This is a genomic window from Streptomyces sp. NPDC056452 (assembly GCF_042796085.1).
Taxonomy (GTDB): domain Bacteria; phylum Actinomycetota; class Actinomycetes; order Streptomycetales; family Streptomycetaceae; genus Streptomyces.
In genome coordinates, this window is sequence record NZ_JBHTRI010000002.1 from 140,537 (window position 1) to 159,681 (window position 19,145).

Consider the following 19,145-nt stretch of genomic DNA (forward strand, 5'->3'; position numbering starts at 1 on the left):
GGACCGAGCGGCCGGTGGCTGCTCGGTCCTCATTCACGTTCTGGCCCCGACGGCTCCGGGTTCAGCGGTTCGGGTTGCTGCGGTACAGCGGGCAGGCAGCTCGGCCGACAAGTAGTTCGGTCGGCAAGCGGCTCAGCGCGGCAGGGCCTCAGCAGGGCAGGGCCTCAGCACGGCAGCGCCTCAGCGGTCGAAGTCGAGCTCGACCTTCGGGGTGAGCGGGTGCGACTGGCAGGCCAGCACGAACCCCGCCCCGGTCTCCTCCGGTTCCAGCGCGAAATTGCGGTCCATGCGCACTTCGCCCGAGACCAGGAAGGCCCGGCAGGTTCCGCACACTCCGCCCTTGCAGGCATAGGGAGCGTCCGAGCGGCTCCGAAGGACCGTCTCCAGGAGGGATTCGCCGTCCTGCACGGGCCAGCTGCCCGAGCGGCCGTCGAGGGTCGCCGTGAGGGTGCTGTCCGCCGGTGCGGTGGCCCGGGCAACGGACGGTGACGCCGTTCCCTCGTCGGCGACGTGGAAGATCTCCTGGTGGATACGGGCCCGGTCGACGCCGAGCTCCCGCAGCGCACCTTCCGCGCCACGGACCAGGCCGAACGGACCGCACAGGAACCAGCCGTCCACGTCGGGCACCGAGAGGACCGCGGGCAGCAGCCCGGTGAGCCGCTCGTGGTCCAGCCGCCCGGAGGGGAGCCCGGCCGCCTGTTCCTCCCGCGACAGCGCCGTCACCAGGTGGAACCGGTCCGGATAACGGTCCTTGAGGTCGGCCACCTCGTCCAGGAACATTGTCGACGCAGCCGTACGGTCACTGCGGATCAGACAGAAGCGGGCAGCGGGTTCCCTCGCCAGCAGCGTCGCCGCGATCGACAGCACCGGTGTGATGCCGCTGCCGCCCACGATCGCCGCGAAGTGGCCGGGGCGCGGGTCGAGCACGAAGCGGCCCATCGGGGCCATCGCCTCCACCTGGTCCCCGACGGCCAGTTCCTTGAGCGCGTACGTGGAGAAGGCACCGCCGTCGACCATGCGGATGCCCACCCGGAGCACCGGGTCGCCCGGCTCCTGAACGGCCGGTGCGCAGATTGAGTACGACCTGCGGATCTCCTCGCCGCCGGCGCTGTAGCGCACGTTGAGGTGCTGACCGGGGCTGTGACGGAAGGTCTCGCGCAGCTCGGGCGGCACGGCGAAGGTGACAGCCACCGCATCGTCCGTGATCCGTTCGATGGCGCTGACCCGGAGCGGATGGAACATCTACAACTCCTTGAAGTGGTCGAACGGTTCGCGGCAGTCGACGCAGCGGCGCAGTGCCTTGCACGCGGTGGAGGAGAAGCGGCTCAGCAGCTCCGTATCGGTGGAACCGCAGTGCGGGCAGCGCACCGCAAGGGTCAGCGGCACCGGTCCGCCCTGCCCGCCTCCGGGGCGGGGTGGCGCGATGCCGAACTCGGCGAGCTTGCGCCGGCCCTCGTCGCTGATGTCGTCCGTCGACCAGGCCGGGGCGAGGACGGTCACTACGGAGACCTCGGCCACGCCGTGCTCGTGAAGCACTCGCTCGATATCGGCGGACATGGCTTCGATCGCCGGGCAGCCGGTGTACGTCGGAGTGAGCTGCACGGTGACGCTGTCGGGGCCGTGCATCTGCACACCGCGGAGCACACCGAGCTCGTCCAGGGTGATGACCGGCAGCTCGGGGTCGGGCACGGAGCCCGCGAGCCGGTGGAGCTCCGCTTCCAGGAGGGTCTCGGTCACCATGACGCCCCCGGGTGGCTGCGGTGCAGGTGCTGCATTTCGGCGAGCATCCGCCCGAACGGTTCGGTGTGCAGACCTTGCCGGCCCGCTCCCGCCGTCCACGCTCCGGACTGCGGGCCGGACGGGAGCGTCAGCGTGGCCCGCTCGACCACGGAGGTGATGGCCGGCAGCCAGCTGTTCTGCAGGGCCTCCCAGTCGGCATCGACTCCCTCGACGGGCTGGAACAGCTCGCCGGTGAACCGCCACAGCGTGTCCAGGCCGCGCTGCATGCGCTCGTGGCTCTCCGCCGTGCCGTCGCCGAGCCGCAGGACCCACTGCTCCGCGTGGTCGCGGTGGTAGGCGACCTCCTTGACGGCCTTCGCCGCGAGGTCGGCGAACTCGCCCCCGCCCGCGGCCAGCTGCTCGTAGAGCAGGTGCTGGTAGACGGAGAAGTAGAGCTGGCGGGCGATGGTGTGGGCGAAGTCGCCGTTCGGCTGCTCGACCAGCTGGAGGTTGCGGAAGGAGCGCTCCTCGCGGAGATAGGCCAGCTCGTCCTCGTCGCCGACGAACGAGAGCAGCAGTCTGGCCTGCCCCAGCAGGTCCAGGGCGATGTTGGCCAGGGCCACTTCCTCCTCCAGAACGGGGGCATGCCCCGCCCACTCCCCCAGCCGGTGCGAGAGCACCAGCGCGTCGTCGCCGAGGGCGAGGGCCGCGGTCACAGGTGCTTCACCCCTTCGGGGATCTCGTAGAACGTGGGGTGGCGGTAGGGCTTGTCCCCGGCGGGTTCGAAGAACGAGTCCTTCTCGTCCGGCGAGGAAGCGGTGATCTCGGTCGAGGGGACAACCCAGATGGAGACGCCCTCCGAGCGGCGTGTGTACAGATCGCGGGCGTTGCGCAGGGCCATCTCCGCGTCCGGCGCGTGCAGGCTGCCTGCGTGGGTGTGGGAGAGCCCGCGGCGTGAGCGCACGAACACCTCCCACAGCGGCCAGTCGGTCGAACTGCTCATGCTGTTGCCTCCCCGGGCTCTGCGCTTGCTCCGGATGCCCCGGGCTTTGCTGCGTGCTTGTCTGCGTATGCCGCTGCCGCGTCCCGGACCCAGGCGCCCTCTTCATGGGCCGTGCGTCGCTGGGCGAGCCGTTCTTCGTTGCAGGGGCCGTTGCCCTTGAGGACCTCCTGGAACTCCGTCCAGTCGATCGCTCCGTAGTCGTGCTGTCCGAGCTCCTCGTTCCACCGGATGTCGGGGTCCGGGAGGGTGAGGCCCAACGCCTGTGCCTGCGGGACGCAGATGTCCACGAAGCGTCGGCGCAGCTCGTCGTTGGAGTGCCGCTTGATCTTCCAGGCCATCGACTGTTCCGAGTGCGCCGACGCGTCATCGGGCGGGCCGAACATCATCAGTGAGGGCCACCACCAGCGGTTCACCGCGTCCTGGGCCATCTCGTGCTGGGCGGCGGTGCCCCGGCTGAGGGCGAGGAGCAGCTCGTACCCCTGGCGCTGGTGGAAGGACTCCTCCTTGCAGATCCGGACCATCGCCCGCGCATACGGGCCGTAGGAGCAGCGGCACAGCGGGACCTGGTTGGTGATTGCGGCGCCGTCGACCAGCCAGCCGATCGCACCGACGTCAGCCCAGGTCAGCGTCGGGTAGTTGAAGATCGACGAATAGCGCTGGCGGCCCGCATGGAGCTTGTCGAGCAACTCCTCGCGGCTGGTGCCGAGTGTCTCGGCGGCGCTGTACAGGTACAGCCCATGGCCGGCCTCGTCCTGCACCTTTGCCATCAGGATCGCCTTGCGGCGCAGCGAGGGTGCGCGCGTGATCCAGTTGGCCTCGGGCTGCATGCCGATGATCTCGGAGTGCGCGTGCTGGGCCATCTGGCGGACCAGTGAGGCCCTGTAGGCGTCCGGCATCCAGTCCCGCGGCTCGATCCGGTCGTCGGCTGCCACCGCGGCGTCGAATGCCGCGGCGCGCGCCGCGTCCGCCGTGCCTGCCGTCCCCTGCGTCGTCTGGTCCGCAGTCACTGCCGCCATCCCGCACTCCCTACCGACCGATCGTTCGGTTCATCGACTTCAATGGTGAGTCGGAGGCCCGTAGGGTGTCAACCCTGTGGATAACTGAGTGGTGATCGATGGTGATCGGGGCGGGATGGATTCGGACCACGGTGGGCACGCCGGAAGCGAGAAGAAGCTCGCCTGGCCGGAGGTGGTGGGTCATCCGGAAGCCGGTCCGGACGGGGAGCCGTACACCGCCGCCCCGCACCCCGACAGCGGGGACGAAGACGCGGGTGCCGGGCCGGCGGAGATACCCGGCACCGGGACAGGCCGCCCGCCGAACACGGCAGTGGATGGCGCACCCGGTGCAGTCCCCGCACCCGGCACCGTGCCCGGCGCGGATCCCGAGCCGGCACCCGGCACCGCCTCCGCACCCGGCGCGGATCCCGGGCAGCCTCGTCGGCCGAGCGGTGGAATAGCCGCGCTCTCGCTTCCGTACCAGGTCACCGCAGCGCTGGCGCTGTCCGTCATCGGGCTGCTGGCCGTCGGACACCTGGCCATGGTGTTCCTGCACGTCGCACCGTCCAACACGCTGACGAAGCAGCACGGCGAGTCGGTCGACGACTGGGTCTACCCGGAGTTCGAGCAGAACTGGAAGCTGTTCGCTCCCAATCCGCTCCAGCAGAATGTCGCCGTGCACGTACGGGCCGAGATCGTCGGCGCCGACGGCCGAAGCACCACGCGCTGGATGAGCCTTTCCGGCGAGGACGGCGAGGCGATACGCGGAAACCCCCTCCCCAGCCACGTCCACCAGAACGAGCTCCGCCGTGCCTGGGACTTCTACGTGGGGTCCCACGACAACGAGAACCGCCCCAACGGTCTGCGCGGCGAGCTCTCCGAGCGCTACATCCGCCGGATCGTGATGCTGCGCCTCATCGACCACGACTACACAGGCACGGTAGAACGCATCCAGGTGCGGTCCGCCGTGCGTTCCGTCGGGGCGCCGCCGTGGAGCAGCGAGAAGATCAGCACCAAGCCGAACTACCGGGTGCTCCCATGGTGGACAGTCACCTCGGACGATCTCCCCGAGTCGGACGCAGCGGACCGGGCAGCACAGGGCGAGGAGGCGGAGAAGTGAGCGCACCCACCTCTCGGATCCGGAAGAACGCAGGGGATGCCGACCATCTCGCCCGTGGCATCCAGCGGATCACCGCTTCGCCCCTCGGTGCGTACCAGAGCGCCGTCGTCCGGATCGGTGTCTCCGCCACGTATCTGCTGTTCCTGCTGCGTGAACTGCCGCACCGCCAGGAGCTGTACGGCCCCGACGGCCCCTGGCGCTGGGACATGGCCCGGCAGCTCATCGACAGCAACGAAGCCTTCACCGTCCTCATGTGGTCCGACAGCGCACTCTGGTTCGAGACCGTGTACGCGCTCACGCTGGTGTCGGCCGCGCTCCTGATGATCGGGTGGCGCACCCGGGTCACCTCCGTCCTCTTCATGGTCGGGGTCCTCTCGCTGCAGAACCGCAGCATCTTCATGGGCGACGGCGGCGACAACGTCATCCACCTGATGGCCGTCTACCTGGTGCTGACGCGCTGTGCGCGCGTCTGGTCGCTGGATGCGCGTCGTGCGGGACGGAATGCCGCCCGGGCCGCGGAGGGCCGCACTCCGGCCCGGGACGTTGCGGGTCCGGTCCTCTGGGCCGCGGCCGGCCCCGTCCTGCTCGTGGCCTCGTTCATGGACGGTCTCGGCGGCACGTGGTGGCTGCAGTCACTCCTGTGGGTGCTGTGGCTGGGGAACGCCGGCTGGTGGCTGGTGAACCGCTACGCACCCGACCGTGAGCTGCGCACACTGCTCGACGTCGTGGCCAACCTCGCCCACAGTGCCGCCCTTGTCGTGATCATGGCCGAGGTCTGCCTGATCTACGCGACCGCCGGCTGGTACAAGATCCAGGGCTCGCGCTGGCAGGACGGCACCGCGCTCTACTACCCGCTCAAGCTCGACTACTTCACGCCGTGGCCGGAGCTGTCGGGTCTTCTCGCGTCCAATGCCCTGGCCGTCATGGTGCTTACGTACGCCACGGTCATCGTGCAGGTCGCCTTCCCCTTCACCTTGTTCAACCGCCGGGTCAAGAACGTCCTGCTGGTCGTCATGATCGGTGAGCACGCCGGCATCGCCGTCCTGCTGGGCCTGCCGTTCTTCTCGATGGCGATGATCGCGGCGGACGCCGTCTTCCTGCCGACCGTCTTCCTGGTGTGGCTGGGAGCCACGGTGACGCGCGGCCGGCAGCGGCTGTTCTCGCGCCCGGCGGGCACGCCCGTGCTGCCCGGGCAGCGGCAGCCGGGCGGTCAGGAGCAGGAGGCCCCGCAGCACGGCGGTGGCGGTGGCCATACGCTCGTCGGGTGAGCAGCGAGACCGGTAGTACACAAGAGCCCCTGGCGACCACGGAGCCCGATCCGTCCGCCGAACCGATCCAGTACGACGACGGCTACGGCACGGAGATCGGCGTCGGCCCCCATCCGCTGCCCTGGCCCGAGGGGGAGCGGTACGACCCCGAGCTGCTCGCCCAGGGGGACAGGCGCAACGTGGGCGACTCCTACCGGTACTGGACGCGGGAGGCGATCGTCGCCGATCTCGATCTGCGCCGGCACGACTTTCATGTCGCGGTGGAGAACTGGGGGCACGACTTCAACATCGGCTCGGTGGTGCGCACCGCCAACGCCTTCCTCGCCAAGGAGATCCACATCGTGGGCCGGCGGCGCTGGAACCGGCGGGGGGCGATGGTCACCGACCGCTACCAGCATGTGCGGCACCACCCCGACACCGAGGACCTGACCGCCTGGGCGGCGGCCGAGGGGCTGCCGATCATCGGGATCGACAATCTTCCCGGGGCCGTGCCGCTGGAGCGTACGGAGCTGCCGCGACGGTGCGTGCTGTTGTTCGGGCAGGAAGGGCCCGGGCTGACGGAGGACGCGCGCAAGCACGCGTCGATGGTGTGCTCGATCGCGCAGTTCGGCTCGACGCGGTCGATCAACGCCGGTGCGGCAGCGGCCATCGCGATGCACGCGTGGGTGCAGCGGTACGCGGACATCCCGGACCCGCGGGTCCGGTAGCCGGTGGAGCGGGGCACGTGCCGTGCTCGCCTCGCTCCACCGGGCACCGGGGGTCACCGGCCGTCCGACACCGGCCGCCGGTGGATCCCTACGCCTGGCGGCGGACCTCCACCACCCGGAAACGGTTGGAGACGAAGGCTCCGTCGCACAGGGCCGCGTTGGCCGCGGGGTTGCCGCCCGAACCGTGGAAGTCGGAGAACGCCGCGGTCTGGTTGACGTACACCCCGCCCGTCAGATTCAGCGAGAGCTGGGCGGATTCGTCGAGGCAGACGTCCTCCACCGCGCGCTCCACGTCCGGGGACGTGGTGTACGCGCCGACCGTCATCGCGCCCTTCTCCCGAATGGTGCGGCGCAGGAGCTCCAGGGCGTCGGAGGTCGAGTCGACCGCGACCGCGAACGACACGGGGCCGAAGCACTCCGAGAGATAGGCCGCCCCCTCATCGGGCTTGGTGCCGTCGAGCTTGACGATGACCGGTGTGCGGACCACCGCGTCGGGGAAGTCGGGATTGGCCACGGTGCGCGAGGCCAGGGCGACGTCACCCAGTGACGCTGCCGCCTCCAGGCGGCTCTTGACGTCGGGATTCACCAGGGCGCCGAGCAGCCCGTTGGCCCGGGCGTCGTCACCGAGGAGCCCGTTGACGGCTTCGGCGATGTCCGCGACGACGTCCTCGTACGACTTGGCACCCGCGTCGGTCGTGATGCCGTCGCGTGGGATGAGCAGATTCTGCGGGGTGGTGCACATCTGGCCGCTGTAGAGCGAGAGCGAGAAGGCCAGGTTGGCGAGCATGCCCCGGTAGTTGTCGGTGGAGTCGACGACGATCGTGTTGACGCCGGCCTTCTCCGTGTAGACCTGGGCCTGCCTGGCGTTGGCCTCCAGCCAGTCGCCGAAGGCGGAGGAACCCGTGTAGTCGATGATCTTGATCTCGGGGCGTACCGCGAGGGTCTTGGCGATGCCCTCGCCGGGCCGCTCGGCCGCCAGCGCGATCAGATTCGGGTCGAAGCCCGTCTCGGACAGCACCTCGCGTGCCAGCTGGACCGTCAGCGCGAGCGGCAGGACCGCCCTGGGATGCGGCTTCACCAGGACCGGGTTGCCGGTCGCCAGCGAGGCGAAGAGGCCCGGATAGCCGTTCCACGTGGGGAACGTGTTGCAGCCGATCAGCAGCGAGATGCCGCGGCCGGCGGCGGTGTACGACTTGTGCAGCTGGAGCGGGTCGCGCTTGCCCTGGGGCTTGGACCAGTCGGCGGTCCGGGGCGTGCGGATCTGCTCCGCGTACGCGTAGGCCACCGCTTCCAGGCCGCGGTCCTGAGCGTGCGGGCCGCCTGCCTGGAACGCCATCATGAAAGCCTGCCCGCTCGTGTGCATCACGGCGTGGGCGAGCTCGTGGGTGCGGGCGCTGATGCGGGTGAGGATCTCCAGGCAGACCAGGGCCCTGGTCTCCGGTCCGGCCGCACGCCAGGCCCCCGATCCGGCTGCCATCGCCGGGAGCAGGACGTCCGGATCGGCGTGGGGATACTCGACGCCGAGCTCCGGCCCGTAGGGCGAGACCTCCCCGCCGGTCCAGCCGTCGGTCCCGGGCTGGCCGAGATCGAGTTTGGTGTTCAGCACCGCGTCGAACGCGGCCTTGCCCTCGGCCGCGCCCAGGCTGCCGGGGAGGCCGCCCTCCCCGTAGGCCTTCGGGTGCTCGGGGTGCGGGGACCAGTAGGCGCGCGTACGGATCGCCTCGAGTGCCTGGTCGAGCGTCGGGCGGTGGGTCTCGGACAGCTTCTCGGTGGAAAGCTCGGCGGCCATGACGGACCAACTCCTCGTCGAGCTGGGCAGGGATGTGCGGACGGAGTTAGAGTAACCGAACGATCGGTCGGGACAAGGGGCCCCAAGAAACCTGTGGACAACTCATGGGGGAGGATCGCGGTCATGACCACGGCCAAGCGGGACACGTACACCCCGGAGACACTCCTCACCGTTGCCGTCCGTGTCTTCAACGAGCGCGGTTACGACGGCACGTCCATGGAGCATCTCTCCAAGGCGGCGGGCATCTCCAAATCGTCGATCTACCACCATGTGACCGGCAAGGAAGAGCTCCTGCGGCGCGCGGTGAGCCGGGCGCTCGACGGGCTGTTCGGGATTCTCGAGGAGCCGGGCGCGACGCGCGGGCGGGCGATCGAGCGGGTCGAGTACGTGACGCGCCGCACCGTCGAGGTGCTGATGGACGAATTGCCGTACGTCACGCTGCTGCTGCGCGTGCGCGGGAACACCGCGACGGAGCGCTTGGCCCTGGAGCGGCGGCGCGAGTTCGACCAGCGGGTGTCGGAGCTCCTCAAGGCCGCCGTGGCGGACGGCGACCTGCGTGCCGACGTGGACATACGCATGGCCACACGGCTGCTCTTCGGGATGGTGAACTCCCTGGTCGAGTGGTACCGCCCGCAGCCGGGTGGCTCGGCCGAGCGGGAGCAGCTGGCCGACACCGTTGTCCAGCTGGCATTCGAGGGGATGCGGGCCAGCCGCTGAGCCTGCCTGATCCAGGCGGGGGAACCTAGGTGAGCTCCGCCGTGCGGTCCGGGCGGGGGCCCAGGTCGGTCTCCTCGAACACCAGCAGGGTGCGGGTCGAGAGCACCTCGGGTATGGCCTGGATCCTGGTCAGGACCAGTTCGCGCAGGGCCCGGTTGTCCGGGGTGTGCACCAGGAGCAGGACATCGAAGTCGCCGCTGACCAGGGCGATGTGGGTGGCTCCCGGCAGGGCCTGAAGCTGTTCGCGCACGGTGCGCCAGGAATTCTGGACGATCTTGAGCGTGATGTACGCGGAGGCGCCCTGCCCCGCCCGCTCGTGATTCACGCGTGCGCTGAAGCCGCGGATGACGCCGTCCTCGACGAGGCGGTTGATCCGTGCGTAGGCGTTGGCCCGCGAGACGTGGACGCGTTCGGCGACAGCCCGTACGGAGGCGCGGCCGTCCGTCTGCAGGATGCGGAGGATGTCGCGGTCGATGGCGTCCAGCGGCCGCGCGGGCGGAACCTGGCCGGGGCCCTCGCCCCTGTCGGCCATTTGTTCAGCTGCCATCTGCCCGTGCCTCCCTGTTGTGGACGACCTGTCTCTATCCCAGGCTGTGGAGAACCGTTTGTCCACAGGCTGACGGTGCCTGTAGCCAAAATGCGCCCACGACCGAACAATCGGTAGGTGAGGCACACCACACCGGTGCCCCGCCTATTCCTTGACATTCCTGAAGATTTCGAACACCCCTCGATGTATCTCGATGCCAGGAGGTGCTTGTCATGACGGTCCAAGAGCTGCCCGGCGCAGCTGCCTACAGGCCCACGCCGCCCCCGGCCTGGAAGCCGCTCACCGACCCCGCGCCGCTGCTCCCGGACCCCGAGCCGTACCGCGTGCTCGGTACGGACGCCGCGGCCGACGTGGACCCCGAGCTGCTGCTCCGGCTCTACGGTGAGCTGGTGCGAGGCCGCCGGTACAACACGCAGGCCACGGCTCTGACCAAGCAGGGCAGGCTCGCGGTGTATCCGTCGAGCACCGGTCAGGAGGCGTGCGAGATCGCGGCGGCGCTCGTGCTGGAGGAGCGTGACTGGCTGTTTCCCAGCTACCGGGACACTCTCGCCGCCGTGGCGCGCGGTCTCGACCCGGTGGAGGCGCTGACGCTGCTGCGGGGGGACCGGCACACCGGTTACGACCCGCGTGAGCACCGCATCGCCCCGCTGTGCACCCCGCTGGCCACCCAGTTGCCGCATGCCGTGGGTCTGGCCCACGCGGCGCGGCTCAAGGGCGACGACGTGGTGGCACTCGCCATGGTCGGTGACGGCGGGACGAGCGAGGGCGATTTCCACGAGGCGCTCAATTTCGCGGCCGTCTGGCGGGCACCGGTCGTCTTCCTCGTGCAGAACAACGGCTTTGCGATCTCCGTGCCGCTGGCCAAGCAGACGGCGGCGCCGTCCCTGGCCCACAAGGCCGTGGGATACGGCATGCCGGGCCGCCTGGTCGACGGAAACGACGCGGCAGCCGTGCACCAGGTGCTCGGCGAGGCGGTGGCGCGGGCCAGGCGTGGTGGAGGCCCGACGCTGGTCGAGGCCGTCACGTACCGCATGGAAGCCCATACGAACGCCGACGACGCCACCCGGTACCGCGTGGACAGCGAGGTGGAGGCGTGGCGTGCACACGATCCGATCCAGCTGCTGGAGCGGGAGCTGACCGGGCGCGGGCTGCTGGACGAGGACGATATCGGGACGGTGCGGGAGGCGGCGGAACGCATGGCGGCGGGATTGCGCGAGCAGATGAACGCTGATCCGGTCCTCGATCCGATGGACCTGTTCGCCCATGTCTACGAGCAACAGACCGAGCAGTTGCGTGAGCAGGCGGCCCGGTTGAGGGTCGAGCTGGACGCCGAGCACGGCGAGAGCGGCGCGGAGGAAGGTCGATGACGACTGTGGCGACGATGGCCGGCGAGCGGGCGGGCACGGCCAAGCCGGCCACCATGGCGCAGGCGCTCGGCCGTGCGCTGCGCGATTCGATGGCCGAGGACCCGACCGTGCACGTGCTCGGTGAGGACGTCGGCACACTCGGCGGTGTCTTCCGCGTCACGGACGGTCTGGCGAAGGAGTTCGGCGACGACCGCTGTACGGACACGCCGCTGGCCGAGGCGGGAATCCTCGGTGCGGCGGTCGGTATGGCGATGTACGGGCTGCGGCCTGTCGTGGAGATGCAGTTCGACGCGTTCGCCTATCCGGCGTTCGAGCAGCTGATCAGCCATGTCGCGAAGATGAGGAACCGGACCCGGGGAGCCATGCCGCTGCCGATCACGGTCCGGGTGCCGTACGGCGGCGGGATCGGCGGGGTCGAGCACCACAGCGACTCCTCGGAGGCGTACTACATGGCGACGCCCGGTCTGCACGTCGTCATGCCGGCCACGGTCGAGGACGCGTACGGGCTGCTGAGGGAATCGATCGCCTCCGACGATCCGGTGGTCTTCCTGGAGCCGAAGCGGCTCTACTGGTCGAAGGCCGCGTGGTCGCCGGACGCGCCTGCCGTGGTCGAGCCGATCGGGCGGGCCGTCGTCCGCCGCTCCGGGCGCAGCGCGACCTTGATCACGTACGGGCCGTCGCTGCCGGTGTGCATGGAAGCCGCGGAGGCCGCCACGGCCGAGGGCTGGGACCTCGAGGTCGTGGACCTGCGTTCGCTGGTGCCGTTCGACGACGAGACCGTCGCCGCTTCGGTGCGGCGTACGGGCCGTGCGGTGGTCGTCCACGAGTCCTCCGGTTTCGGCGGTCCGGGTGGAGAGATCGCGGCCCGGGTCACCGAGCGGTGCTTCCACCATCTGGAGGCGCCGGTCCTGCGGGTGGCCGGGTTCGACATCCCGTATCCGCCCCCCATGCAGGAGCGTCACCATCTGCCGGGCGTGGACCGGGTGCTCGACGCGGTGGCCCGTCTTCAGTGGGAGGCGGACAACTGATGCCGCAGGTGTTCGAGTTCAAGCTTCCCGACCTCGGCGAGGGGCTGACCGAGGCGGAGATCGTGCGCTGGCTGGTGGAGGTCGGCGATGTTGTCGCCATCGACCAGCCGGTCGTCGAGGTCGAGACGGCCAAGGCGATGGTGGAGGTGCCCTGCCCCTACGGGGGTGTGGTGACGGCGAGGTTCGGCGAGGAGGGTGCCGAACTTCCGGTCGGTGCACCGCTGCTGACGGTCGCTGTCGGTACGCAGGAGCCGGTGACGGCACAGGCCCCGGCTTCCGGTTCCTCGTCCGGATCCCGTGGTGCGACGGAGACCGATGCGGCGTCCGGCACCGATTCGGCGTCCGGCAATGTGCTCGTGGGCTACGGCACGGGCGCACCCGCTGCACGCCGCCGCCGGGTCCGGCCCGCGTCGTTCTCGGCCACGGCTGCGGCTCCGGCGGCGAAGGCTCCGGCTCCGGTCAAGGCTCCGATTCCGCCTCCGGTTCCTGCCGCGGAGGAGGTGCGGGGGCCCGTTGCGGTCATCTCTCCTCTCGTTCGGAAGCTCGCCCGGCAGCACGGCCTCGATCTCCGGCTGGTGGCGGGTTCCGGGCGGGACGGGCTGATCCTGCGTACCGATGTCGAATCCGCGATCAAGGTTGCGGAGGAGGAGCAGGTTGCCCCTGTGGCTCCGGCCTCTCGTCCGGCGGCCGGTTCGGCGTCCCGTCCGGCGGGTGAGCGGGTTGCGCTGCGCGGGGTGCGTGGCGCCGTTGCCGACAAGCTGGCGCGCAGTCGGCGCGAGATTCCCGATGCCACGTGCTGGGTCGACGCCGATGCCACGGAGCTGATGGCGGCAAGGGCCGCGATGAACAAGGCCGGTGGTTCCGCCGCGGCGCCCAAGGTGTCGGTGCTCGCCCTGCTGGCGCGCATCTGCACGGCGGCCCTGGCCCGGTTCCCCGAGCTCAACTCGACTGTGGACACCGAGGCCCGGGAGATCGTCCGGCTGTCCGAGGTCCATCTGGGTTTCGCGGCCCAGACCGAGCGGGGGCTCGTCGTTCCGGTCGTCCGGGACGCGCACTCCCGGAACGTGGAGTCGATCGGCGCGGAGATCGCCCGGCTGACCGAGGTGGCGCGGACGGGGAAGCTGACCCCGGCGGACCTGACCGGCGGGACGTTCACCCTGAACAACTACGGGGTGTTCGGCGTGGACGGGTCGACACCGATCATCAACCACCCCGAGGCGGCCATGCTCGGGGTCGGCCGGATCGTGCCCAAGCCGTGGGTGCACCAGGGCGAGCTGGCGGTCCGCCAGGTCGTCCAGCTCTCGCTGACGTTCGACCACCGGGTCTGCGACGGCGGGACGGCGGGCGGATTCCTGCGGTACGTGGCCGACTGCGTGGAGCAGCCGGCGGTTCTGTTGCGCACGCTGTAACCGGACAGGGATCCCCCCACGGGATCGGTGGGGCCGGGTGGCCCGCATACTCGGAGCATGACCGCGTATGACGCCATCGTTCTTGCCGGAGGGGCCGCCAAACGGCTCGGGGGAGCCGACAAGCCCGGGCTCCGGGTGGGCGGCCGGGCGCTGCTCGACCGGGTGCTCGGCGTCTGCGCCGACGCCCGGGCCACCGTAGTGGTGGGAGGGCGAAGGCCCACCGCGCGCCCGGTCACCTGGACGCGCGAAGTACCTACGGGCGGCGGGCCCTTGGCCGCGCTCGGTGCAGGGATGCGGCACACGTCCGCGGAGAGCGTTCTGGTGCTCTCCGCGGATCTGCCGTTCCTGGGGGAGACAACCGTCGGTTCGTTGCTGGCCGCTGCCGCGACGGGATCCCACGAAGGCGCCCTGTGCACCGACCCGGACGGGCGGGACCAGCCGCTGGTCGCGGTCTACCGCGCCGAGCCGCTGCGCCGCGAGCTCGCACTTCTCGCCACCGAGCACGGCAGCCTCGCCGGACTGCCACTGCGGCTGCTGACGGGCGAGCTGGACCTGGTCCGGGTCGAGGCCGGTCCTCTGGCCTCGTTCGACTGCGACACCTGGGAAGACATTGCTGCCGCCAGGGCGCGTATCAGGGAGCATGGGACCGTGCTGGATGAATGGATCAACGCAGTCAAGGACGAACTGGGCATCGAACTCGACGTCGACACCGGCGTTCTGCTCGACCTCGCCCGTGATGCCGCCCACGGCGTCGCCAGACCTGCCGCACCTCTGACGACCTTCCTGGTGGGGTACGCGGCCGCCAGGGCGAGCAGCGGCGCGAGCCCGGAAGCCGCGGCCGAAGCGGTGGCGGAGGCCGCCAGGAAGGCCACCGCGCTCGCCCTCCGATGGGAGGAAGAGGCGGGGAGCGGTAACGGGGCCGGCACGCCATGACCGCACTCGGAGGCGACGGCGGGGGTCCCTTGCCCTCCGGACGTACGGGCAACCGGTCCGGATCCCCGACCCCGAACGCGGGCCGGGCTTCGTCGACGTCGGTGGAGGAGGTGTCGGTGGAGGAGGTGTCGGCGGAGGCGGTGTCGGCGGAGGAGGCGCGGGCCGCTGAAGAGGAGCGCGCCGTCGAGCAGGCCCTGGCTCTCGTGGGGCGGCAGCCACAGGCCGCGCACCCGACACCGGATCCGGGCCGCGCAGTGGGCTCGCCCTCCCCGTCGGAGCGGCCTTCGCCGTCGGACCCGGGCAAGGCGGAGTCCTCCGCCTCCCAGCCCTCAGGAGACCAGCCCCCCGGCGACACACTCCCGGGCTTCCCGAGCCATCCCCGAACCTCGTCCGCCACGCGCGTCTCCCCCTCCACCCAAGCCCGCCGGACCCGCGCCCGCAGCACCCCCTGGGCCGAAGCCCGCGCTCTGGCCGAGCGCCTGGGCCGCGCCGCACCCCTTGCCGCCCACCGTCTCCCCCTGGACCGGGCGCTCGGTCACGTCCTGGCCGAAGCGGTCGTGGCACTCACCGATCTGCCGTCCTTCGACACGTCCGCAATGGATGGCTGGGCCGTTGCCGGACCGGGCCCGTGGACCGTACGCACGGGTGAAGGGCTGCTCGCCGGACGCAGCACCCAGGCACCCCTTCCCGACGGTGAAGCGGTACGGATTGCCACCGGGGCCCGCATTCCGGTGGACGCCACCGCGGTCATCCGCAGCGAACACGCCCGCAGCGACGAGGCCAAGGGACTGCTCCACGCGACGCGCGAGGTCGTCCCCGGACAGGACATCAGGCCCCGCGGTCAGGAGTGCCGCTCCGGCGACCAGCTCCTGCCCGTCGGCACCCTGGTCACCCCTCCCGTGCTGGGGCTGGCAGCCGCCGCGGGTTACGACGCCCTCGTTGCCGTACCCCGGCCCCGCGTGGACGTGTTCGTTCTCGGCGACGAGCTCCTGAACGCAGGGCTTCCGCACGACGGGCTGATCCGGGACGCACTCGGCCCCATGCTCGCGCCCTGGCTCCGGGCCTTGGGCGCCGAGGTGACCGATCCCCAGCGCCTGGGCGATGACGCGCAGGCGCTCCGGCATGCCCTCACCACCTCGGACGCCGATCTGATTCTCACCACCGGTGGCACCGCCGCCGGGCCCGTCGACCATGTCCACCCGGTCCTGGCCGAGACGGGGGCCGAGCTTCTGGTCGACGGGGTGGCCGTGCGCCCGGGGCACCCCATGCTCCTTGCCCGGCAGGCCGACGGCGGTCCCTATGTGGTCGGGCTGCCCGGCAACCCGCTCGCTGCCGTCTCCGGACTGCTCACCCTGGCCGAGCCGCTGCTCCGGGGGATCGCCGGACGAGCCGCTCAGGATCCGTACCGGGCGACAGTGCGGGACGAGGTGCACGGGCATCCGCACGACACCAGGCTCGTCCCGGTGGTCCATCGTGCGGGCAGTGCGGGCGGCACGGATCACGTCGTTCCCCTGCGTTACAACGGACCTGCGATGTTGCGTGGGATCGCCGCTGCTGACGGACTGGCCGTTGTACCGCCCGGCGGGGTACGGTCCGGCACCGAGGTGGAGATCCTCGATCTACCGTGGACCTCGGCAACGCCGTGGACGGAAGGGTGTTTCACGTGAAACTTCCGGGCCAGGACGCGATGGCCAGGCGCGCGGACGAGCACGTCGTCCCCACTCGGGTTCTCCTGCCCCGACGGGTCGTCGACAGGCCGTTGCGCCAGGTCGCCAAACGTCTGGCGATGGCTCTGACGGTGCTGGCCACCACGGTCTTCATCGTCTGGATCGACCGGGACGGGTACCACGACAACGCCGACGGGAAGGTCGATCTCCTCGACGCCGTCTACTACGCGACGGTGACGCTGTCGACGACCGGATACGGCGACATCGTTCCGTACAGCGAGACGGCCCGGCTGGTCAATGTGCTGCTGGTGACGCCGTTGCGCGTGCTCTTCCTGATCATCCTGGTCGGCACCACCCTCGAGGTCCTGACGGAACGGACCCGGGAGGACTTCCGGCTGAACCGTTGGAGAACCAACTTGCGTGAACACACAGTTGTCGTCGGCTTCGGCACCAAGGGCCGTTCGGCAATCCAGACGCTCTGCGCCACGGGTCTCAAGAAGGACCAGATCGTCATCGTCGATCCGGCCGGCAAGGTGATCGAAGCGGCGAATGCCGAAGGCTTCGTCGGAGTGCTGGGTGATGCGACACGCAGCGATGTACTGCTGCGGGCAGAGGTCCAGAAAGCGCGTCAGATCATCATCGCCACCCAGCGCGACGACACGGCTGTACTGGTCGCGCTGACCGCGCGTCAGCTCAACCGGGGCGCGAAGATCGTCGCCGCCGTGCGCGAGGAGGAGAACGCGCCTCTGCTGCGCCAGTCCGGCGCCGACGCCGTGATCACCAGCGCGAGCGCGGCCGGCCGTCTGCTGGGACTCTCCGTGCTCAGCCCCAGTGCGGGCACGGTGATGGAGGACCTCATTCAGCAGGGCAGTGGCCTCGATCTCGTCGAACGGCCGGTGATAAAGGCCGAGGTGGGCAAGAGCGTCCGGGAGACCGAGGACCTCGTGGTGAGTGTGCTGCGCGGCCACAGGCTGCTCGGGTACGACGATCCGGCAGCCAGTCCACTGCAGTTGACGGACCGGGTGATCACGATCGTGCGCGCCAGCCCGCTTCACATCCCGCCGATGAACCATCCGCCGCAGTCCAACCAGCGTCCCTAGGACCTCTCCCCCGGGACCGTGCCGTGTTCGTGTGCCGCGTCCGCCGGGCGGAGCGGAGTAGCCTCGCGGCCATGCATGCGATCACGATCCCCGAACCCGGTGACCCCGAGGCGCTCGTCTGGGCCGAGGTCCCCGATCCCGTACCCGGCGAGGGAGAGGTCCTCGTCGAGGTCGTTTCCAGCGCCGTCAACCGGGCCGACGTCCTGCAGCGGCAGGGTTTCTACAACCCTCCGCCCGGTGCCTCCCCCTACCCCGGCCTGGAGTGCGCGGGCCGCGTCGCCGCCCTCGGCCCGGGCGTGACCGGCTGGTCGGTGGGCGACGAAGTGTGCGGGCTGCTGGCGGGCGGTGGCTACGCCGAGAAGGTCGCCGTGCCGACCGGGCAGCTGTTGCCCGTGCCCGAGGGCGTGGACCTGGTGACTGCCGCCGCGCTGCCCGAGGTGACCGCCACGGTCTGGTCCAACGTCTTCATGATCGCCCATCTCCGCCCCGGCGAGACGCTGCTGGTCCACGGCGGGTCCAGTGGGATCGGCACGATGGCGATCCAGCTCGCGAAGGCCGTCGGCGCGCGCGTCGCGGTGACCGCGGGCGGGGCGGAGAAACTGGCACGCTGTCAGGAACTCGGCGCCGACATCCTCATCGACTACCGCGAGCAGGATTTCGTCGAGGAACTGCGCAAGGCGACGGACGGTACGGGTGCCGACGTCATCCTCGACATCGTCGGGGCCAAGTACCTGGACCGCAACGTGCGGGCCCTGGCCGTCAACGGCAGGCTGGCGATCATCGGGCTCCAGGGAGGCGTCAAGGGCGAGCTGAACCTCGGCGCCCTGCTGAGCAAGCGTGCTGCCGTCACGGCCACCTCCCTGCGCGGTCGGCCGCTCGCGGAGAAGGCCGCGATCGTCGCCGCCGTACGGGAACATGTCTGGCCGCTGATCGGCCAGGGCGTCGTCCGGCCGGTCGTGGACCGCACGGTGCCGATGGCGGACGCCGCGGAGGCCCACCGGGTGCTGGAGTCGAGCGCGCACATCGGCAAGGTTCTCCTGCTCGCACCGGGCGCCTGACCGCGTACAGGCTGGAACCGAGCACCGAGCAGGGGGCGCCGAGCACCGAGGCGCCGCCCCACGCGCAGGGGCCCGGCACACACCACGTGTGCCGGGCCCCTGCGCGTACCGCGCTCGGCGACCTGAGGTCGGGATGGCGAAGGCAAGGCCTACAGATACGGGCCGGATCGGGCCGGGCCGTGCGGGTCCGTATCGCCTTCCTCGTCCTCGTGGCCCACGCCCGGAGGCAGGGCGCGACGCATCTGCTCCAGCTGTGCACGGGCCGCCATCTGCTGGGCGAACAGGGCCGTCTGGATGCCGTGGAACAGGCCCTCCAGCCAGCCCACCAACTGGGCCTGCGCAATCCTCAGCTCGGCCTCGGACGGGACCGACTCCTCGGTGAACGGCAGCGAGAGCCGTTCCAGCTCCTCCACCAGCTCCGGCGCCAGCCCGTCCTCGAGCTCCTTCACCGAGCTCGCGTGGATCTCCTTGAGCCGGACCCGGCTCGCCTCGTCGAGAGGAGCCGCCCTGACCTCCTCAAGGAGCTGCTTGATCATGCTGCCGATGCGCATGACCTTCGCGGGCTGTTCGACCATCTCCGTCACCGGGACCTCGCGCGACTCGTCGTCACTGCCACCGCCGCCGATAGCCATTCCGTCCTGTCCCACCACAAGGACTTGCGGGTGCTCCTGCGACCGGTCATTCCTCGGCATCTCCATGCCGCCATTGTCTCGTATAC

The 19,145-nt window shown here is 70.4% G+C and carries 19 protein-coding genes; 11 read left to right on the top strand and 8 right to left on the bottom strand.

The features are described from left to right. Positions 1 to 180: 180 nt before the first annotated feature. From ACFQ6X_RS02975 to paaA, 5 genes are read right to left on the bottom strand one after another with little or no spacing between them, the layout of a single operon-like run. Positions 181 to 1,242, bottom strand: a complete 1,062-nt coding sequence (locus ACFQ6X_RS02975; RefSeq protein ID WP_383174929.1) for a 2Fe-2S iron-sulfur cluster-binding protein — start codon at positions 1,240 to 1,242, stop codon at positions 181 to 183. Continuing rightward, positions 1,243 to 1,740 (bottom strand): 1,2-phenylacetyl-CoA epoxidase subunit PaaD, encoded by a 498-nt coding sequence (paaD, locus tag ACFQ6X_RS02980; protein WP_383174932.1) that lies wholly within the window; start codon positions 1,738 to 1,740, stop codon positions 1,243 to 1,245. Then, positions 1,734 to 2,435, bottom strand: a complete 702-nt coding sequence (paaC, locus tag ACFQ6X_RS02985) for a 1,2-phenylacetyl-CoA epoxidase subunit PaaC (protein WP_383174935.1) — start codon at positions 2,433 to 2,435, stop codon at positions 1,734 to 1,736. The genes paaD and paaC overlap by 7 nt, the downstream gene beginning before the upstream one ends. After that, on the bottom strand, positions 2,432 to 2,722 hold the full coding sequence (gene paaB / locus ACFQ6X_RS02990) for a 1,2-phenylacetyl-CoA epoxidase subunit PaaB (protein WP_030972485.1): 291 nt from the start codon (positions 2,720 to 2,722) through the stop codon (positions 2,432 to 2,434). Before paaB ends, paaC begins: the two co-directional genes overlap by 4 nt. Then, positions 2,719 to 3,738, bottom strand: a complete 1,020-nt coding sequence (gene paaA, locus ACFQ6X_RS02995) for a 1,2-phenylacetyl-CoA epoxidase subunit PaaA (protein WP_329209186.1) — start codon at positions 3,736 to 3,738, stop codon at positions 2,719 to 2,721. The genes paaB and paaA overlap by 4 nt, the downstream gene beginning before the upstream one ends. Before the next feature lie 115 nt (positions 3,739 to 3,853). Between paaA and ACFQ6X_RS03000 the strand changes: the two genes are divergently transcribed. From ACFQ6X_RS03000 to ACFQ6X_RS03010, 3 genes are read left to right on the top strand one after another with little or no spacing between them, the layout of a single operon-like run. Beyond that, positions 3,854 to 4,837 carry a DUF5819 family protein gene (locus ACFQ6X_RS03000; protein ID WP_383174940.1) on the top strand — a complete coding sequence of 328 codons (984 nt, stop codon included), beginning with the start codon at positions 3,854 to 3,856 and terminating at the stop codon, positions 4,835 to 4,837. After that, complete coding sequence (locus ACFQ6X_RS03005; protein WP_383174943.1) at positions 4,756 to 6,105, top strand: HTTM domain-containing protein; 1,350 nt, start codon at positions 4,756 to 4,758, stop codon at positions 6,103 to 6,105. The genes ACFQ6X_RS03000 and ACFQ6X_RS03005 overlap by 82 nt, the downstream gene beginning before the upstream one ends. Then, positions 6,102 to 6,812, top strand: a complete 711-nt coding sequence (locus tag ACFQ6X_RS03010) for a TrmH family RNA methyltransferase (protein ID WP_383174946.1) — start codon at positions 6,102 to 6,104, stop codon at positions 6,810 to 6,812. Before ACFQ6X_RS03005 ends, ACFQ6X_RS03010 begins: the two co-directional genes overlap by 4 nt. A gap of 88 nt (positions 6,813 to 6,900) precedes the next feature. Here ACFQ6X_RS03010 and paaN read toward each other — a convergent pair whose 3' ends face one another. Next, entirely contained in the window at positions 6,901 to 8,601 is a 1,701-nt protein-coding gene (gene paaN / locus ACFQ6X_RS03015; protein WP_383174949.1) for a phenylacetic acid degradation protein PaaN, read from the bottom strand. A 123-nt stretch (positions 8,602 to 8,724) separates the two neighbouring features. Here paaN and ACFQ6X_RS03020 point away from each other — a divergent pair, with 123 nt between their 5' ends. Continuing rightward, complete coding sequence (locus ACFQ6X_RS03020) at positions 8,725 to 9,318, top strand: TetR/AcrR family transcriptional regulator (RefSeq protein WP_329209195.1); 594 nt, start codon at positions 8,725 to 8,727, stop codon at positions 9,316 to 9,318. Positions 9,319 to 9,343: 25 nt separating this feature from the next. Here the strand turns inward: ACFQ6X_RS03020 and ACFQ6X_RS03025 are convergent, their stop codons facing one another. Continuing rightward, positions 9,344 to 9,865 carry an Lrp/AsnC family transcriptional regulator gene (locus tag ACFQ6X_RS03025; protein ID WP_383174952.1) on the bottom strand — a complete coding sequence of 174 codons (522 nt, stop codon included), beginning with the start codon at positions 9,863 to 9,865 and terminating at the stop codon, positions 9,344 to 9,346. Positions 9,866 to 10,077: 212 nt separating this feature from the next. Between ACFQ6X_RS03025 and pdhA the strand changes: the two genes are divergently transcribed. The 7 genes from pdhA to ACFQ6X_RS03060 all read left to right on the top strand — a co-directional run bounded on the left by pdhA (position 10,078) and on the right by ACFQ6X_RS03060 (position 18,427). After that, positions 10,078 to 11,232: a pyruvate dehydrogenase (acetyl-transferring) E1 component subunit alpha gene (gene pdhA / locus ACFQ6X_RS03030; protein WP_383174955.1), complete on the top strand. Its 1,155-nt coding sequence runs from the start codon at positions 10,078 to 10,080 to the stop codon at positions 11,230 to 11,232. After that, positions 11,229 to 12,260: an alpha-ketoacid dehydrogenase subunit beta gene (locus ACFQ6X_RS03035; RefSeq protein WP_383174958.1), complete on the top strand. Its 1,032-nt coding sequence runs from the start codon at positions 11,229 to 11,231 to the stop codon at positions 12,258 to 12,260. The genes pdhA and ACFQ6X_RS03035 overlap by 4 nt, the downstream gene beginning before the upstream one ends. After that, on the top strand, positions 12,260 to 13,669 hold the full coding sequence (locus ACFQ6X_RS03040) for a dihydrolipoamide acetyltransferase family protein (RefSeq protein WP_383174961.1): 1,410 nt from the start codon (positions 12,260 to 12,262) through the stop codon (positions 13,667 to 13,669). The genes ACFQ6X_RS03035 and ACFQ6X_RS03040 overlap by 1 nt, the downstream gene beginning before the upstream one ends. Positions 13,670 to 13,726: 57 nt before the next feature. Then, positions 13,727 to 14,602 carry a DUF6457 domain-containing protein gene (locus ACFQ6X_RS03045; RefSeq protein WP_383174964.1) on the top strand — a complete coding sequence of 292 codons (876 nt, stop codon included), beginning with the start codon at positions 13,727 to 13,729 and terminating at the stop codon, positions 14,600 to 14,602. Continuing rightward, positions 14,599 to 16,269 (top strand): molybdopterin molybdotransferase MoeA, encoded by a 1,671-nt coding sequence (locus tag ACFQ6X_RS03050; protein ID WP_383174967.1) that lies wholly within the window; start codon positions 14,599 to 14,601, stop codon positions 16,267 to 16,269. The genes ACFQ6X_RS03045 and ACFQ6X_RS03050 overlap by 4 nt, the downstream gene beginning before the upstream one ends. After that, on the top strand, positions 16,266 to 17,369 hold the full coding sequence (locus tag ACFQ6X_RS03055) for a potassium channel family protein (protein WP_383174970.1): 1,104 nt from the start codon (positions 16,266 to 16,268) through the stop codon (positions 17,367 to 17,369). The genes ACFQ6X_RS03050 and ACFQ6X_RS03055 overlap by 4 nt, the downstream gene beginning before the upstream one ends. A 71-nt stretch (positions 17,370 to 17,440) precedes the next feature. Further along, positions 17,441 to 18,427 (top strand): NAD(P)H-quinone oxidoreductase, encoded by a 987-nt coding sequence (locus tag ACFQ6X_RS03060; RefSeq protein WP_383174973.1) that lies wholly within the window; start codon positions 17,441 to 17,443, stop codon positions 18,425 to 18,427. Between the two features lie 149 nt (positions 18,428 to 18,576). On the opposite strand, the gene ACFQ6X_RS03065 is transcribed toward ACFQ6X_RS03060, so the two are convergent. After that, on the bottom strand, positions 18,577 to 19,125 hold the full coding sequence (locus tag ACFQ6X_RS03065) for a bacterial proteasome activator family protein (protein ID WP_383174976.1): 549 nt from the start codon (positions 19,123 to 19,125) through the stop codon (positions 18,577 to 18,579). Between the last annotated feature and the right edge of the window lie 20 nt (positions 19,126 to 19,145).